Origin of the sequence: Streptomyces sp. CWNU-52B (assembly GCF_047444975.1) — a bacterium.
In the GTDB taxonomy this organism is placed as follows: Bacteria; Actinomycetota; Actinomycetes; order Streptomycetales; family Streptomycetaceae; genus Streptomyces.
Genome location: NZ_JBLFJV010000019.1, coordinates 377,878 through 392,004, shown reverse-complemented (window position 1 = coordinate 392,004; position 14,127 = coordinate 377,878). Strand labels below are relative to the sequence as shown.

14 protein-coding genes are annotated in these 14,127 nt (G+C 70.8%); 6 read left to right on the top strand and 8 right to left on the bottom strand.

What is annotated here, in order from left to right:
* Window positions 1–36 precede the first annotated feature (36 nt).
* Window positions 37–531, bottom strand: coding sequence for a hypothetical protein (locus ACLVWQ_RS19575; RefSeq protein ID WP_414110177.1), 495 nt, complete (start codon window positions 529–531; stop codon window positions 37–39).
* Between the two features lie 503 nt (window positions 532–1,034).
* Here ACLVWQ_RS19575 and ACLVWQ_RS19570 point away from each other — a divergent pair.
* Window positions 1,035–3,608 carry an FG-GAP-like repeat-containing protein gene (locus ACLVWQ_RS19570; protein WP_414110399.1) on the top strand — a complete coding sequence of 858 codons (2,574 nt, stop codon included), beginning with the start codon at window positions 1,035–1,037 and terminating at the stop codon, window positions 3,606–3,608.
* A gap of 117 nt (window positions 3,609–3,725) precedes the next feature.
* On the opposite strand, the gene ACLVWQ_RS19565 is transcribed toward ACLVWQ_RS19570, so the two are convergent.
* From ACLVWQ_RS19565 to ACLVWQ_RS19555, 3 genes are all read right to left on the bottom strand, one after another.
* Window positions 3,726–4,346, bottom strand: coding sequence for a hypothetical protein (locus tag ACLVWQ_RS19565; RefSeq protein WP_414110176.1), 621 nt, complete (start codon window positions 4,344–4,346; stop codon window positions 3,726–3,728).
* Between the two features lie 119 nt (window positions 4,347–4,465).
* The gene (locus tag ACLVWQ_RS19560) at window positions 4,466–4,981 is read right to left on the bottom strand and encodes a hypothetical protein (protein ID WP_414110398.1); all 516 of its coding nucleotides are present in this window, start codon (window positions 4,979–4,981) and stop codon (window positions 4,466–4,468) included.
* 85 nt (window positions 4,982–5,066) lie between these two features.
* Window positions 5,067–6,698 (bottom strand): beta-N-acetylhexosaminidase, encoded by a 1,632-nt coding sequence (locus tag ACLVWQ_RS19555; protein ID WP_414110175.1) that lies wholly within the window; start codon window positions 6,696–6,698, stop codon window positions 5,067–5,069.
* A gap of 400 nt (window positions 6,699–7,098) precedes the next feature.
* Here ACLVWQ_RS19555 and ACLVWQ_RS19550 point away from each other — a divergent pair, with 400 nt between their 5' ends.
* From ACLVWQ_RS19550 to ACLVWQ_RS19530, 5 genes are all read left to right on the top strand, one after another.
* Complete coding sequence (locus ACLVWQ_RS19550) at window positions 7,099–7,551, top strand: 2-oxo-4-hydroxy-4-carboxy-5-ureidoimidazoline decarboxylase (protein WP_414110174.1); 453 nt, start codon at window positions 7,099–7,101, stop codon at window positions 7,549–7,551.
* Window positions 7,552–7,811: 260 nt separating this feature from the next.
* Window positions 7,812–8,192, top strand: a complete 381-nt coding sequence (gene sdhC / locus ACLVWQ_RS19545; protein WP_414110173.1) for a succinate dehydrogenase, cytochrome b556 subunit — start codon at window positions 7,812–7,814, stop codon at window positions 8,190–8,192.
* Window positions 8,193–8,201: 9 nt separating this feature from the next.
* Window positions 8,202–8,696 carry a succinate dehydrogenase hydrophobic membrane anchor subunit gene (locus ACLVWQ_RS19540; protein WP_414110172.1) on the top strand — a complete coding sequence of 165 codons (495 nt, stop codon included), beginning with the start codon at window positions 8,202–8,204 and terminating at the stop codon, window positions 8,694–8,696.
* A gap of 19 nt (window positions 8,697–8,715) precedes the next feature.
* Complete coding sequence (gene sdhA, locus ACLVWQ_RS19535; protein WP_414110171.1) at window positions 8,716–10,470, top strand: succinate dehydrogenase flavoprotein subunit; 1,755 nt, start codon at window positions 8,716–8,718, stop codon at window positions 10,468–10,470.
* A complete protein-coding gene (locus ACLVWQ_RS19530) occupies window positions 10,470–11,249 on the top strand; it encodes a succinate dehydrogenase iron-sulfur subunit (RefSeq protein WP_414110170.1) in 780 nt (259 codons plus the stop codon). The genes sdhA and ACLVWQ_RS19530 overlap by 1 nt, the downstream gene beginning before the upstream one ends.
* Before the next feature lie 154 nt (window positions 11,250–11,403).
* Here ACLVWQ_RS19530 and ACLVWQ_RS19525 read toward each other — a convergent pair whose 3' ends face one another.
* The 4 genes from ACLVWQ_RS19525 to ACLVWQ_RS19510 all read right to left on the bottom strand — a co-directional run bounded on the left by ACLVWQ_RS19525 (window position 11,404) and on the right by ACLVWQ_RS19510 (window position 14,045).
* A complete protein-coding gene (locus tag ACLVWQ_RS19525; RefSeq protein ID WP_414110169.1) occupies window positions 11,404–11,667 on the bottom strand; it encodes a TM2 domain-containing protein in 264 nt (87 codons plus the stop codon).
* Between the two features lie 217 nt (window positions 11,668–11,884).
* Window positions 11,885–12,277 carry a DUF2752 domain-containing protein gene (locus ACLVWQ_RS19520; protein WP_414110168.1) on the bottom strand — a complete coding sequence of 131 codons (393 nt, stop codon included), beginning with the start codon at window positions 12,275–12,277 and terminating at the stop codon, window positions 11,885–11,887.
* 10 nt (window positions 12,278–12,287) lie between these two features.
* Window positions 12,288–12,896, bottom strand: a complete 609-nt coding sequence (locus tag ACLVWQ_RS19515; protein WP_414110167.1) for a TM2 domain-containing protein — start codon at window positions 12,894–12,896, stop codon at window positions 12,288–12,290.
* A 120-nt stretch (window positions 12,897–13,016) separates the two neighbouring features.
* Window positions 13,017–14,045, bottom strand: a complete 1,029-nt coding sequence (locus ACLVWQ_RS19510; protein WP_414110166.1) for a LysR family transcriptional regulator — start codon at window positions 14,043–14,045, stop codon at window positions 13,017–13,019.
* Window positions 14,046–14,127: the final 82 nt, after the last annotated feature.

The window sequence follows — 14,127 nt, the reverse complement described above, 5'->3', positions numbered from 1 at the left end:
CCCTCAAGGTCATCTGCGCCGGACGGCGCGGAAATGTCACAGCCCGTCAGACATGCCGCCCTGACCCACGATCCCGGGGAGCCCGGCCCGTGCCCGCCCGTGCAACTGCAGATACAACGTGCGCAAGGACTCCCGCTCCCCCACCTCGAACCGCTTCACGACCTTGCCCAGCGGATTCCACACCCGCCCGTCCGGCATCCGTACGCCCACCGGCTGGCCGAACAACTCCCGCTGTTCCTGGTCGAACTCGATCCACGCGGCGCCGGCCCGCCGCACCAGCACCTCGCCCGCGTACGCCCCGAGTCCGAACAGCACACGCCCCACGGCCGTACGGTTCCGGCCGCTCTTGCGCAGCCCGTCGACGATGAAGTCGACGACGCGCAGGCTCGTGACGGAGTAGTCCAACGGCAGCCGGTTGCGTGCCGTGACGTCCCGTACGAACTGCGCCGCGTGCTGTCGCATCCGCAGGTCGGCGGAGAGATCCCGGGGCGCGCGCGTGCGCTTCCCCGACTTCACGCTCGTCGTTTCCACCGCGTGCGCCCCCTTGTTCGGTTGGTTCGGTCGCGTTGTTCGGTCTGTTCGATCGCGTCCGGGCCGCGAGAGCCACGGCCGGTCCGCAACACCAAGCGGACGGGGCGGCTGGAACATCACACGCCACCGCAGTGACAAAGGTCACTGAGAAATTCACCGCAACCCGCACAACCATCCACCTCACCCAGCTGTCAGGACCGGCCTGAAGTGACGTACCGCATACCTGTGTTGGGTGATGCTTGGCCTGGAGTTGGCGCTGAATTAAGAAACCACTCCTGTGCCGGGTGGGTTTTTGTGATGCTTTCCTAGGGGTGGGACATTTGAGACGCGGGACGACCCATGCGTACAGACCGCTGAGTCTGAAGCGAAGAACGTGGCTGACGGTGGGAGCCGTCGTGCTGAGCGGGGCGGGTGCCGTCACCTACGCCGTCGCGAACCCGAGCGCCGAGCCGGCGGTGGACGCGGCGCGCAGCAAGCGGCCGGTGAAGGTGCACGAGCTCACGATGAGCAGCGACGGCACGGGCCGGCGCGAGGTGGAGCGGACGGGCACCGCGCAGTTCTCGCTGCTCGGCCTCTCCTGGACCGGCGCGAAGACCGAACTCGACGGCACCGCGCAGGTCCGCACCCGGGCCCTGGGCACGGACGAGTGGACCGGCTGGCGGAACCTGGATCTGGAACCGCACCCGGTCGACAAGGCCGAGCCGGGTGCCGAGGACGCACGCGGCGCGTCCGATCCGCTCTGGGTCGGCCCGAGCGACGGTGTCGAGGCACGGGTGGTGGCGGCCGACGACTCGGCGACCTCCGGTCTGCCCAAGGGACTTGAGGTCAGTCTCGTGGACCCGGGCGTGACCTCGGCGGAGGCGAAGAACAAGGCCCTGGGCGCGGCTCCGGGCACGGCCTCGGGTACCTCCATGGACAACGCCGCCTTCGTCGCGGAGGATCCGACGGGCTCGCCGTCCGCCTCCCCCTCCACGGCGGAGCCCGCCAGCACGGCGCCCACGAGCACGGAGTCCGCCTCCGGTGCTCCGGCGTCACCCACCGACAGTTCCTCGGAGAGCGCCCCGGCCTCCGCGACGGCCGACCCGACGCCCGCTCCGGTGCCGTCCCCGCCGCCGTCCACCGTGACCCGGCCGCCGATCGTCCCCCGCGCCCAGTGGGGCGCCGACGAGTCGACGGTCAAGGACCCACAGGAGTACATCGACAAGGTCAGCGCGGTCTTCGTCCACCACACGGTCGGCACGAACGACTACAGCTGCGCCGAGTCCCCGGCGCTGGTGCGCGGCATCATGGCGTACCACGTGCAGACCGAGGGCTGGAACGACCTCGGCTACAACTTCCTGGTCGACAAGTGCGGCCGGATCTTCGAGGGCCGCGCGGGCGGCGTCGACCTGCCGGTGCGCGGCGCCCACACGTACGGCTTCAACGGCGACTCGGCGGGCATCGCCGTCCTCGGTGACTTCGAGGGCGCCGCCGCCACCTCCACCACCCCGGCGCAGACCGCGGGCAAGCCGACCCGGGCCGCTCTGGAGTCCGTCGCGCGGGTCGCCGCGTGGAAGCTGGGCCAGTACGGCGTCGACCCGAGCGGCAAGGTCACCCTGACCGCCGCGGCCGACACGGGCGTGTGGAAGGCGGGCGAGCAGGCCACGCTGAACACGGTCTCCGGCCACCGCGACGGCTTCGCCACCCTGTGCCCCGGCAAGAACCTGTACGCCAAGCTGGGCGAGATCCGCCGGTACGCGTCGAGCCCCGGCAAGAACTCCGCGGTCCCGACCGCCGACTTCAACGGTGACGGCGTCAGCGACCTCGTCGCCGCCACGCCCAAGCAGGGCAGCGGCTGGCTCACCCTCGTGCCCGGCGGCCCGACCGGCCCGGTGTCCGCCGCGAAGGTGAAGCTCAACCAGGGCACCGCCAACGTGCCGGGCGCCGCCGAGTCGGGCGACCAGTGGGGCGCGGCCACCGCCGTCGGCGACATCAACGCGGACGGGTACGCGGACCTCGCGATCGGCGCGCCCGGCGAGGACGACACGACCGGCCACAAGGACCGCGGCGCGGTGACGATCCTGTACGGACCGAAGTTCGACCTCGGCGCCGACACCATGGCGCTGGGCGACGACTACGAGCCGTCCGGCGCGCGGTTCGGCGCGACGGTGGCGGTCGGCGACTTCAACGCCGACGGCAAGGCGGACGTCTTCACGGCAGGCACCGGCACGGGCGGCAACTGGGCGGCCCGGTTCGACGACGGTCACGAGGTCGCCGGTGACCTCACCGCCGCCGACGGCGCCCTCTCGTACGCGGACGCCACCTCCGGCGACTTCAACCGGGACGGCTACGCGGACGTGGCGCTCACGTACCTCGACCAGTCCGGCGTGGGCAAGGTCACCTGGTTCAAGGGCTCCAGGTCCCTCGGCCTGGCGAAGGTGTCCACGCTCTCCGTGAAGGGCGGCAGGTCCATCGCCGCGGGCGACGTGAACGGCAACGGCTACGACGACATCGTCATCGGCCAGCCGTACACCGCCGAGTCGGGCGCCAAGGCCGGCGGTCAGGTCACCATGGTCCCGGGCAGCTCCACCGGCTTCACCACCACCGGGATGACGACCGTCCACCAGGCCACCGCGGGTGTCCCGGGCGCCGCCGAGTCCGGCGACGCGCTGGGCTGGTCGGTCTCCGTCGGCGACTTCGACGCGGACGGGTACGCGGACGCCCTCGCCGGAGCCCCGAACGAGGACATCACCCGGACCACCAACCGCTCCAACGCCGGTTCGGTCTGGCTCTTCAAGGGCACCTCGGCGGGACTCACCGGCACCGGCTCGCTCTCCTACTCCCAGGACACGGACGGCGTCCCCGGCGCCACGGAGAAGGACGACAAGCTGGGTTCCTCGGTCTCGCTGACGGACTTCTCCGGCCACGGCCGCGCCCACCTGCTCGTCGGCGCCGAGGGCGAGGACGCGGGCAACGGCACACTGCTCTACCTGCCGAGCACGGCCTCGGGCGTCTCCGTCGCCAAGTCGGTGTACTACGGCGTCACCCAGCTGGGTACGGCGACGGCCGCGCGCCTCGGCCAGGTCCTGACCCCGTAGCGACGCGACCACCACGGCGCGGGTACGCGCGCAGGTGAAGGCCGGGGCCCTGTTCCGTACAGGGCCCCGGCCTTCCGCGTACCCGCTACCCGCGTAGCGTCGGTGCGTGAGGGCTTGTCAGTTCCGGCCGCGGGCGCGCCGGGACACCACCGCACGCAGGACGCGCCGGCCCTCGGTGGAGAGTTCCCACGCCGGGCGCAGACCGGCCGCGCCGTGGGCCGACAGCAGTTCGAGGATGCCGATCTGGCGGCGCAGTTCGGCGGCGACGAGGGGCGACATGTCCTGCGTACGGCCCTCGCGCAGGGCCGTCACCGAGGCCGCGTCGAAGGACGCGCCGTCGGGCCCCGCGGCGGCCGTGGCGTCGAGGAGCCGGTGGATCCGCAGCGCGGCGACCGAGCAGGCGTCGGCCCACTCCCGGAGGTTCTCCGGAGTGCGCTCGGCGGGGACGGCGCCGAGCATGCCGTGCGCCAGCGCGACGGCCTCGCCCTCGGCGGACGCGTCGCTTCCCGGGGCGCCGGTGACCTGGAGCTTGGCGCGCGCCTGCTCGACGCACGCGCCCCAGTCCCGGTCGCCCTCCTCGGACCCGGCCCCGGCAGGGGACTCCGCGAGGCTCGCCCACAGGGGCCGCAGGATCTCGTCGTCGCCGCCCAACAGGGGCACGCACCTGTCCAGGCACGCCAGACCGCCCGCCGCGAGACCTCGCTCGTCGGCCGCGGCGATCAGTTCCACCAGGCTCATCACGCCTCCCTCGATGGGGCCGCAGCTGATCGCTGAGCCCGCACTCCCCCTTACTGCGTGCGCGGCGGCCGGAACGTCACACATCCACCAGGCGACCTGCACGCCGCCTCTACACGCGTCTACATCGGGACGACCCCGAGCCGGTCCAGGAACCGGAAGAAGAGCATCTCGGCCGACGGGTCAGCGGCGGAGGTGAGCACGTCCAGGAGCCGGTCCTCGGACGCGTCACGGCCCGACTCGGCCGCCCAGGCGAGGGCCCGCGTGACGGCGTCGCGCGGTTCGAGGAAGAAGTCGTCGACGGCCAGGCCGTCCTCGTTCCCGCCCAGGTACCCGGCCATCGCGTCCCGGTCCAGACAGGTCGTCCAGGCCCCGCTGTCCGGCGCGGCCGCCTCGACGACCACGCAGTCGCTGTCCATGACGTAGCCGAAGAGCGCGGGCGCGCCCGTCTCCTCGGCCAGGTCGTTCATGTTCCCCACGTCCGAGGCGCCGCCGTCGGGAGCGTTCGGGTACTCCCACACCTGCCAGCCGTCCTCCGTCGTCTCGTGCAGGGTCATGCCCGACACGCCGGACAGCGCGCCGAGCTCCGCGAGCGGCCGCTCGCTCCTGCCCACCACGAAATATCCCCAGTAGCCCATGCCGCTCCCCCCGTGTGCCGGTTCGACCAGCGCCGAATACACCACACACGTACGACAGTTCGCCACTGGAACACGCCAGGCACCCTCAGCCCAGTTTGCCCGCGAGCCCCTTGAAGTCGGCCCACGACGGCTCGGGGGTGCGCGGGTCCCACAGCTTCTGGGTCAGCGCCCGCAACGGCATCCGGATGCCCGCCGCCACCTGGTCCTGGGTCTGGGAGCCCGAGAGGTCGCACCAGACGGCGAAGGACGCGCCGAGGATCTGGTCGTCGTACTCCTTGGAAACCGGCTTCGTGCCCCGTACGACGAGGGGGGTCCACTGCTCGTAGATGCGCCGCCCGTCCGGGTAGACGAAGGTGTTGGGCTGCCCGAGGACGTAGTAGAGGTACTCGTCGTTGTAGTTGAGCAGCTCGCGGCCGGCCCGCAGGTACTCGTCCGGCTCACGCGCGCCGATCTCCTTGCCGGTCCAGTACGCGACCCGCAGGTCGTCGTCGGCCTGGACGGCGCCCCCGGAGAAGAACCCGTCGTTCCACGCGCGCAGCACCCGGTCGTGCCCCCGCATCGTGTCCGCGCGGTCGTTGAGCCAGCCCGTCGCCAGGTCCGCGATGCCGGCGCCGGATCCGTACGCCTTCTTCGCCGCGGTGGCCAGCTGCGGGTAGGAGGCCGCCGGGTTCGCCACCGTCAGGGCCTGGTACTCGTCGGCGCCGAGGTGCCAGTGCTTCCCGGGGAACAGGTCGGCGTACTCGTCGAGGAGCTCGTCCACGATCTTCCCGGCGGCCGGCTTCGAGATGTCCATCGCGCCCCGGGAGGCGACGCCCTGCGTGTTGCGCAGCTGGAGGTCCGGGTGCGCGGCGATCACCGCTCCGAGGTGTCCGGGCGAGTCGATCTCGGGCACCACCGTGATGTGCCGGCCGGCCGCGAGCTTGACGATGCTCCGCACCTGCGCCTTCGTCAGGTGTTCCTTCGACACGATCTCGGGGTGCGAGTCGGAGGCTATCCGGAAGCCCTGGTCGTCGGAGAAGTGCAGTCCGAGCTGGTTGTACTTCAGGTCGCCCAGCTCGCGGACGCGGTCCTCGATCCACGAGGCGGTGAAATGCTTGCGCGCGATGTCCAGCATGAACCCGCGCTGCGGCTTGGCCGGCGAGTCCCGTACGACCCCCTCGGGCGCCGTGGCGTCCCCGTGGACCTCCTGTTTGAGCGTGCGGGTGCCGTAGAAGACGCCCGCCTCGGCGCTGCCGGTGATCCGCACCCGCCCGTCCTTCACGGTCAGCGTGTACGACTCCGCGTCGGCGTCCTCGTCGGTGAGGCCCAGCCCGACGTCCCCGGCGCGGGGCTCGCCGCTGCCCGCGTAGGTCAGCCCCAGTTCACCGGCGAGCAGCCGTCCCTCGTCCGCGAGCTTCTTGTCGCCCACGACCACGCGCCCGCCCTTCGCCGGACGCCAGCCGGGACCGCGGGCGGGCGTGTGGTCGCGCACGGCCGGGATCGTCTGCGGACTCTTCGACAGCGGATACGTCCGAGTGGGTGACGGAGTCGAGGAGGCCCCCGGCTCCAGGGCACCTCTCCCGCCGGAGGGCCGCCGGGACGAAGGGGTGTCCGAGTCGCCGCTCGGCCAGAGCCCGACGGTCAGCGCGGCACCCGCGACGACCGCCACGACGCCCGCGCCGACCAGCAGGGGCTTCCTGCCCGCCGACGACCGTTCCTTGCGCCTACGCCCGTTCACCACAGTCCACTCACTTTCCCGATACCGTCCCCGTGCGCTGTGCCTCCCTTGTGAACCTAAGCCCCGCCGCCCGGGGCCGCCGTCCACCTCCTGTCCTGAAACTCTCCCTTACGGGTGAAGTTCGGGCATCTGTCGGACAGCTTCCGTCAAGCCTCGATAGCGTGATGCCACACCTCTCACTTGATTTCCCTTCTGTCGCTTGATTCCCTGCCGAACCACGCGGGGCGCCCGTTCGGGCGCCGCAGAACCCCCCGCCGGCCCTCCGCCCCACCGACCCGCCGAGGAACCCACGCTGTCCGCGCACCGCCCGTCCCGCCGCCTCCCCGGCCAGGCCACCGCCCCGCCGCAGTCGACCGGATCCCACCCCACCGGCCCCACCGGCCTTGACCGGTTCAACGCCATGCCCGCCGACGAGGCCGAGCCGGCCCTCCTGGCCTGCTGCGGCAGCAAGCGCTGGGCCCGCCGCATCGCCGCCCACCGCCCCTACCCCGACCTGGGCTCCCTGCTGGCCGCGTCCGACGAGGCGGCGTACGACCTGACGCGCGGCGACGTCACCGAGGCGCTGGCCTGCGAATCTCTCACACTGCTCCCGGACGGCGCCTACTCGGCCGCGCACACCGCCCTGAGCGCCGCCCACGCGGCGTACGAGAGCCGTTTCGGCCATGTCTTCGTGATCTGCCTGGACGACACGGCCCCGGAGGACTCCCCCGACCAGGTCCTGGCCGCGATCCGCGACCGGCTGGCCAACGACCCGGACGAGGAGCGGGTCCTCACCGCGGAGGAACTGCGCCGCCTGGCCAGGGGCCGGCTGTCCCGTCTGGTGAGCGAGACCTGCGCCACGGCGGCCCCGTAGCCCCTGTCCCTCGTGCAAACCCCGCCCTCCGTGCAAACCCCGCCCCCGTGCGGGACCTCTGCCCGAAAACCGCCGGAAAAGCGCCCGTTAATAGCCCGTACGAGCCTGTTTGACTGCCACTTCGATCACATCGGCAGGCCCGCTGTGAACGTTCCGACAACACGTCGCTACGATGGCCGGGGCCGGTGGACCGTACCCGGCCGGGCCCGACCGACATCGAAGCCGGCAGGCCCCAATCCCCGCTCCCGGAGGGTTCTTCCGTGCCGGCTGGAACGCTGTACCGCGGCCGGGAAGGAATGTGGTCCTGGGTGGCTCATCGAGTCACCGGCGTCCTCATCTTCTTCTTCCTGTTCGTACACGTCCTGGACACCGCTCTCGTCCGTGTCTCCCCCGAGGACTACGACAACGTCGTAGCCACCTACAAGACGCCGATCGTCGCGCTGCTGGAGTACGGCCTCGTGGCCGCCATCCTCTTCCACGCGCTCAACGGCCTGCGTGTGATCGCCGTCGACTTCTGGTCGAAGGGGCCGCGCTACCAGAAGCAGCTGCTCTGGACCGTCGTCGGCATCTGGGTCGTACTGATGATCGGGGCCCTCTACCCCGTACTCGGCCACGCCGCTCGTGAAGTCTTCGGGAGCTGACGCGCAAGCATGTCGAACAACACAGTCACCACCGACACGACCGCGTCCGGCATCGGCCCCGTCGAGGGAGCATCCCTCTACGACGCCGACCACCCGGCGCCCCTGATCGAAGCCCCGCGCAAGCGGACCGCCAAGACCCCGAAGTCCACCCGTGGCAACTTCGAGATGTACGGCTGGCTGTTCATGCGGCTGTCCGGCGTCGTCCTCGTCGTCCTGGTCCTCGGACACCTGCTCATCCAGCTCGTCCTCGACGGCGGCGTCTCCAAGATCGGCTTCGCCTTCGTGGCGGGCCGCTGGGCCTCCCCGTTCTGGCAGGTCTGGGATCTGCTGATGCTGTGGCTCGCGATGCTGCACGGCGCCAACGGTCTGCGCACGGTCATCAACGACTATGCGGAGTGCGCGAACACCCGGCTGTGGCTCAAGGGCCTGCTCTACACCGCCACGGTGTTCACCATTCTGCTGGGCACGCTGGTGATCTTCACCTTCGACCCGAACATCCGCTAGGCACGGGGCTGCGAGAAACATGAAGATCCACAAGTACGACACCGTCATCGTCGGCGCCGGCGGCGCCGGCATGCGTGCCGCCATCGAGGCGACGAAGCGCAGCCGGACCGCCGTGCTGACGAAGCTCTACCCCACCCGCTCCCACACGGGCGCCGCGCAGGGCGGTATGGCCGCCGCGCTCGCCAACGTGGAGGAGGACAACTGGGAGTGGCACACCTTCGACACGATCAAGGGCGGTGACTACCTGGTCGACCAGGACGCCGCCGAGATCCTCGCGAAGGAGGCCATCGACGCGGTCCTCGACCTGGAGAAGATGGGCCTGCCCTTCAACCGGACCCCGGACGGCACCATCGACCAGCGCCGGTTCGGCGGGCACTCCCGCAACCACGGCGAGGCCCCGGTCCGCCGGTCCTGCTACGCGGCGGACCGCACCGGTCACATGATCCTCCAGACGCTCTATCAGAACTGCGTCAAGGAGGGCGTGGAGTTCTACAACGAGTTCTACGTCCTCGACCAGCTGATCGCGGAGGTCGACGGCGTCAAGACGTCGGCCGGCGTCGTCGCCTACGAGCTGGCGACCGGTGAGATCCACGTCTTCCAGGCGAAGGCCGTGATCTACGCGTCCGGCGGCACCGGCAAGTTCTTCAAGGTGACGTCCAACGCGCACACGCTGACCGGTGACGGCCAGGCGGCGGTCTACCGTCGCGGGCTGCCGCTGGAGGACATGGAGTTCTTCCAGTTCCACCCGACCGGCATCTGGCGCATGGGCATCCTGCTGACGGAGGGCGCCCGCGGTGAGGGCGGCATCCTCCGCAACAAGGACGGCGAGCGCTTCATGGAGAAGTACGCGCCGGTCATGAAGGACCTCGCCTCGCGCGACGTGGTGTCGCGGTCGATCTACACGGAGATCCGTGAGGGCCGCGGCTGCGGTCCCGAGGGCGACCACGTCTACCTCGACCTCACGCACCTCCCGCCGGAGCAGCTGGACGCCAAGCTGCCCGACATCACGGAGTTCGCCCGTACGTACCTCGGCATCGAGCCGTACACGGACCCGATCCCGATCCAGCCCACCGCGCACTACGCCATGGGCGGCATCCCGACGAACGTCCAGGGCGAGGTGCTGAGCGACAACACCACCGTCGTCCCCGGCCTGTACGCGGCCGGCGAGGTCGCGTGCGTCTCCGTGCACGGCGCCAACCGCCTGGGCACCAACTCGCTGCTCGACATCAACGTGTTCGGCAAGCGCGCGGGCATCGCGGCGGCGGAGTACTCCGCCACGGCCCCGCACGTCGAACTGCCCGAGGACCCCTCCTCGCTGGTCGTCGCGCAGATCGAGCGGCTGCGGAACTCCACGGGCAGCGAGCGCGTGGCGGACATCCGCCGTGAGCTGCAGGAGTGCATGGACGCCAACGTCATGGTGTTCCGCACCGAGCAGACGATCAAGACGGCCGTCGAGAAGATCGGCGAGCTGCGCGAGCGCTACCTGAACGTGTCCGTCCAGGACAAGGGCAAGCGGTTCAACACCGACCTCCTGGAGGCCGTCGAGCTGGGCAACCTGCTCGACCTCGCCGAGGTCATGGCCGTCTCCGCGCTCGCCCGCAAGGAATCCCGCGGCGGTCACTACCGCGAGGACTACCCCAACCGCGACGACGTCAACTTCATGCGCCACACCATGGCGTACCGCGAGGTCGGCGACGACGGCACCGAGTCCATTCGTCTCGACTACAAGCCCGTCGTCCAGACCCGCTACCAGCCGATGGAGCGTAAGTACTGATGGCAACCCCGACCCTGGACAAGCCGGAAGCGGCCGGCACTCCCGAGCCCGGCTTCGGCGACTCCCCGTACATCACGGCCACCTTCCGGATCCGGCGCTTCAACCCCGAGGTCTCGGCGGACGCGCTCTGGGAAGACTTCCAGCTGGAGATCGACCCCAAGGAGCGTGTCCTCGACGCGCTGCACAAGATCAAGTGGGACCAGGACGGTTCGCTGACCTTCCGCCGGTCCTGCGCACACGGCATCTGCGGCTCGGACGCCATGCGGATCAACGGCAAGAACCGGCTGGCCTGCAAGACGCTGATCAAGGACCTCGATCCCACCAAGCCCATCACGGTCGAGCCCATCAAGGGCCTCACCGTGCTCAAGGACCTGGTCGTGGACATGGAGCCGTTCTTCCAGGCGTACCGCGACGTCATGCCGTTCCTCGTCACGAAGGAGACGAACGAGCCGACGCGCGAGCGACTGCAGACGGCGGAGGACCGGGAGCGCTTCGACGACACGACGAAGTGCATCCTCTGCGCCGCCTGCACGTCGTCCTGCCCGGTGTTCTGGAACGACGGCCAGTACTTCGGCCCGGCCGCCATCGTGAACGCCCACCGCTTCATCTTCGACTCGCGCGACGACGCCGGGGAGCAGCGGCTGGAGATCCTCAACGACAAGGACGGCGTGTGGCGTTGCCGCACGACGTTCAACTGCACGGACGCGTGCCCGCGCGGTATCGAGGTCACGAAGGCGATCCAGGAAGTGAAGCGGGCGCTGATCACCCGCCGCTTCTGATCTGACGGCCGTTCCCGCGGCGGTTGTCGCCGCGGTCACCGCGGTCGCGTACGACGTGCGAGGGCCCCGCTCCGGTCGGAGCGGGGCCCTCGCACGTCATGCCTGACGCCGGTCATGCCTGACGCCGGTCACGCTCGACGCCGCGGCCTCAGCCTCAGCCGCGCAGCGGGCGGCCCTGCTTGTCGGTGCGCTCGTTGCTGGTGAGGAACAGGATGCCGTCGATCAGCGCCCAGATGCCCAGCCCACCGCAGGTGAGGAGCTGTGCGACACCGACGCCGACGGAGCCGACGTAGAAGCGGCCGATGCCGAGCCCTCCCAGGAAGATCTGGAGGATGCCCGCGACAATCTTCGACTTGTCGGAGTAGGGACGGCCCTGCGGGTCGACGCCGTACGGGGCCTGGGGAGTGGGGACGGTCATGAGACGTGCTCCTGAATGAATGTACGAGACCGGAACGGACTTGTTCCGGCGAGGCTCCAGGGGGACCTACGGCAGAGATCGCCAAAAGAGCGCGTACACGTCATCCCCCTGTGCCGTGTGAGCTTACGGAGACCTGTGGGGCATAAGGGAGGGGGAACGCCCGTTCGTTCCCGTCCCGTGACAAAATCCCGGTAAAGATGGTCCGTACAGCTAGCTGTCAGCGCTGGACATTACGGAGCACGGTCCACGCCACCGCCACCAGAAGCACCACGACCTGGGCACGCGTGCTCAGTTCGGGCCGCCAGCGGCGTCCGCGCAGCCCTTCCACCATCCAGCGTGTCAACAACGCGAGGGCGAACGGGGAGGCGAGCAGCAGCAGCCTGTTGTCGTACCACGCGGCGCTGAAGTGACCGTGCATCAGGTCGTACGCCATACGCGTGCCGCCGCAGGCCGGGCAGAGCCAGCCGGTGACGAACCGGAACGGGCACTGGGGCAGCAGGTGCCCCGGCTCGTGCGGGTCCGTGACGTACAGGTAGCCCGAGCCGACGACTCCGGCGACGAGCACCGCGAGGGGTGCCGCCGCCGGATGCCGCAGTATGCCGCCGCGCACGGAAACCGCCTCAGCCACGCAGGGGCCTGCCCCGGGAGTCCGTGGCGTCGTTGCCCGTCAGCAGCAGGATCCCGTCGATCAGGGACCAGATGCCGAAGCCGCCGCAGGTGAAGAGCTGAGCTATGCCGATACCGACGCTGCCCATGTAGAACCGCCCGATGCCCAGGCTCCCCAGGACGATCTGGAGGACACCCGCGACGACCTTCGACTTGTCCGAGTACGGGCGCCCGTAGGCGTCGTAGCCGTACGGGGCGTCGGGGTCTCCGGTGTAGGCCCCTCCGGGCGGGAACGCGCCGGGCGGCGGGTAACCGCCTGCGCCGGGCGGCGGGTAACCCCCGGTACCGGGCGGCGGGTACGCGCCGGACTGCGGGTATCCGTACTGCGGCCCCGACCCGGGCTGACCCGGCTGACCCGGACCGGGCTGCTGGTACGGGCCGGAGTTGGGCTGCCCGGTCGCGTACGGGTTCGCGCCGGCCGGGGGCGGAGTGCCGCCGGCCGGGGGCGGGGTGGCACCGGGGTTGGGGTAGCCGTAACCGGGCGGGGTGGCCCCGGAGTTCGGATAACCGTAGCCGGGCGGCTGGTTCGGGGGCTGCTGCGGCTGTTGCGGCTGCTCGGTCACGGTCGGTACTCCTGGGGACGGAAGGACGAAAGCACAGATTCAGTCGGTTCATCTTGCAGCAGGAACCCTGGAACAGAGAAGCCGGTCCGGCGGGCTCCGGGGGAGCTGGGAGCCCTGATGTCAGACGGTCGGGCTCTCCGGGGCCTGCGTGGTCGGGTCCTGCGTCATTCGGTCCCGCGTGATTCGGTCCCGCGTGGTCGGGTCCCGCGGCTCCCGCGGAGCCCGCGCCGTCCGGCGGACGGCGTCGCGGAGCCAGCGATGGCCGCCGTCGGCCGCGTGGCGCGGATGCCACGCCATGCCGATGGTCACCGGCGGCAGCGCCAGCGGGATGTCCAGGAGCCGCAGGCCGAGCGTGTCGGCGGCGTCCGACAGCGGGGACGGCAGCTCGCCCGCCAGGGCGACGGGGACGAGGCACACCACGTCGCTGCGGGCGGCGAGCGTCATCGCGGTCAGATGACCGGGCAGCACGACGGCGACCCTCCTGCGAAGGCCCAGCTCGGCCAGCGCGCCGTCCAGCGGACCGGTGAACCGGCCCCGGCGGCTCACCACCACATGGTCGGCCGCGGCGAGCCCTTCCGGCGTCAGGGGGCCCTCGGCAAGCGGGTGTTCCGGTCGCACGGCCGCCGCCATCCGCAGGGTGGCCAGCACTTCGACCCGGGTCTCGGGGTCGACGTGGTCGATGGAGCCGACCTCCAGGTCGATCCGCCCGTCACGGAGCGCCGGACCGGCTTCCAGCTCCTCGGTCCGGAACCGCAGGGACACCCCGGGCGCCTCCTGCCGGGCCAGCCGCAGCAGGCCGGGAGCCAGGGCCGCGCCGACCAGATCGGCCGCCTGGAGGGTGAAGGTGCCGCGCAGTGCGGCGAGATCGACACCGGTACCCGGCGAGAGCAGCGCGCCGACGCGGTGGACCACGGCGGCGGCCTCGTCACGCAGGGCCTGGGCGCGGGGCGTCGGCACCATGCGCTGCCCGGCCCGGACCAGGAGCGGATCCTGGAGGACGCGGCGGAGGCGGGCGAGGGTCCGGCTCATCGCGGCGGGGGACGTGTGCAGACGGGCGGCGGCGCGGGTGACGCTCTGCTCGGTCAGCAGGGCGTCCAGCGCGACGGCGAGATTGGCGTCGATGACGGGCTCTGAAGTGTTGCTGCTCATGGGCGTGATTCCATTTCAGGCAATGATCCCGTGCTGAAGTTCCCATTGTGGCAACACTGGTGGCGTCCACAGGATGGGTACG

Coding starts and splice junctions, on each gene's coding strand:
- ACLVWQ_RS19570 (WP_414110399.1), top strand. CDS start 1,035: ATGAGCAGCGACGGCACGGGCCGGCGCGAGGTGGAGCGGACGGGCACC.
- ACLVWQ_RS19565 (WP_414110176.1), bottom strand. CDS start 4,346: ATGAGCCTGGTGGAACTGATCGCCGCGGCCGACGAGCGAGGTCTCGCG.
- ACLVWQ_RS19560 (WP_414110398.1), bottom strand. CDS start 4,981: ATGGGCTACTGGGGATATTTCGTGGTGGGCAGGAGCGAGCGGCCGCTC.
- ACLVWQ_RS19550 (WP_414110174.1), top strand. CDS start 7,099: ATGCCCGCCGACGAGGCCGAGCCGGCCCTCCTGGCCTGCTGCGGCAGC.
- ACLVWQ_RS19540 (WP_414110172.1), top strand. CDS start 8,202: ATGTCGAACAACACAGTCACCACCGACACGACCGCGTCCGGCATCGGC.
- sdhA (WP_414110171.1), top strand. CDS start 8,716: ATGAAGATCCACAAGTACGACACCGTCATCGTCGGCGCCGGCGGCGCC.
- ACLVWQ_RS19530 (WP_414110170.1), top strand. CDS start 10,470: ATGGCAACCCCGACCCTGGACAAGCCGGAAGCGGCCGGCACTCCCGAG.
- ACLVWQ_RS19525 (WP_414110169.1), bottom strand. CDS start 11,667: ATGACCGTCCCCACTCCCCAGGCCCCGTACGGCGTCGACCCGCAGGGC.
- ACLVWQ_RS19510 (WP_414110166.1), bottom strand. CDS start 14,045: ATGAGCAGCAACACTTCAGAGCCCGTCATCGACGCCAATCTCGCCGTC.